At 67.8% G+C, this 1,275-nt stretch carries 1 protein-coding gene; it reads right to left on the bottom strand.

Annotation, left to right across the window (positions count from 1 at the left end):
• Positions 1-155: 155 nt before the first annotated feature.
• On the bottom strand, positions 156-830 hold the full coding sequence (locus E2651_RS43240) for a Crp/Fnr family transcriptional regulator (RefSeq protein WP_016642758.1): 675 nt from the start codon (positions 828-830) through the stop codon (positions 156-158).
• Positions 831-1,275 lie beyond the last annotated feature (445 nt).

Below are 1,275 nucleotides of genomic sequence, written 5' to 3'. Positions count from 1 at the left end.
GCCCAGCCCCCTCCAGCCCAGCCCACCCGATCACCACGGCAACACGGGGCAATCGGGTGGGTGGGCGGGAAAGCCTGTGCGGCAAGCACAAATGGAGCCCAGCCTCAGAGAGACCGAACTCCACCCGCGTAAGACACAGCGTCAGCGAACCGGCGTCAGCGCGACCGCTTGGCCAACCGCTCCACATCCAGCAGGATCACCGCGCGAGCCTCGAGCCGCAGCCACCCACGCCCGGCGAAGTCCGCCAGAGCCTTGTTGACCGTCTCGCGGGACGCGCCGACCAGCTGGGCCAGCTCTTCCTGCGTGAGGTCGTGCACGACGTGGATGCCCTCTTCGGACTGCACACCGAAGCGGCGCGACAGATCGAGGAGCGCGCGGGCCACACGCCCGGGCACGTCGGAGAAGACCAGGTCGGACATCTGGTCGTTGGTCTTGCGCAGGCGCCGGGCGACGGCACGCAGCAGCGCGGCGGCCACCTCGGGCCGCGCGTTCAGCCACGGCTGGAGGTCGCCGTGCCCCAGGCCGAGCAGCTTGACCTCGGTGAGGGCGGAGGCGGTTGCCGTACGCGGGCCCGGGTCGAACAGCGAGAGCTCACCGATGAGCTCGCCGGGACCGAGCACCGCGAGCATGTTCTCGCGCCCGTCGGGTGAGGTCCGGTGAAGCTTCACCTTGCCCTCGGTGACCACGTAAAGGCGGTCTCCGGGGTCGCCCTCATGGAACAGAGCATCCCCGCGCGCGAGCGTCACCTCACTCATGGAGGCGCGGAGCTCCGCGGCCTGCTCGTCATCGAGCGCCGCGAAGAGCGGGGCGCGCCGCAGAACGTCGTCCACGAGTTCTCTCCTTGTCGACCTGCATCAGGGGACCGTGCTCCCCATTTTGCCGGACGGTCCAAACAGTGTGATCTGTCACAAGGATGCCGTACTGGTGTGGCATGCCATGCAGGAGGGGGCCAATTGGGGGCCGATCCATGGGGTCAGGGGCGGATGTCAGTGCCGGGCTCTAGGCTGGCCGGGTGTCCAAAAAGCCGGTGAGAGCACAGGCCAAGGGGGCTGGAAGGGTGACCGCACGCCGTGATTCCGCTGTGGGCGAACAGACTTCCACTGAGCCAGAGAATGCGACAAAAGGGACAAGGGTGCCACCGGTGAGCAAGCCTTCGGCGAAGAAGACAGCAGCCGCAGGAAAGACACCTGCCTCCACAAAGCCGGCCCCCACCAGGAAGCCCAAGCCCGAGCCCAAGACCAAGCCCAAGCCCAACCCCAAGCCCAAGCCCAAGCC

Source organism: Streptomyces sp. MZ04, assembly GCF_004684775.1.
In the GTDB taxonomy this organism is placed as follows: domain Bacteria; phylum Actinomycetota; class Actinomycetes; order Streptomycetales; family Streptomycetaceae; genus Streptomyces.
The sequence above is the reverse complement of the archived record's forward strand: the minus strand, read 5'-3'. Positions and strand labels throughout refer to the sequence as shown.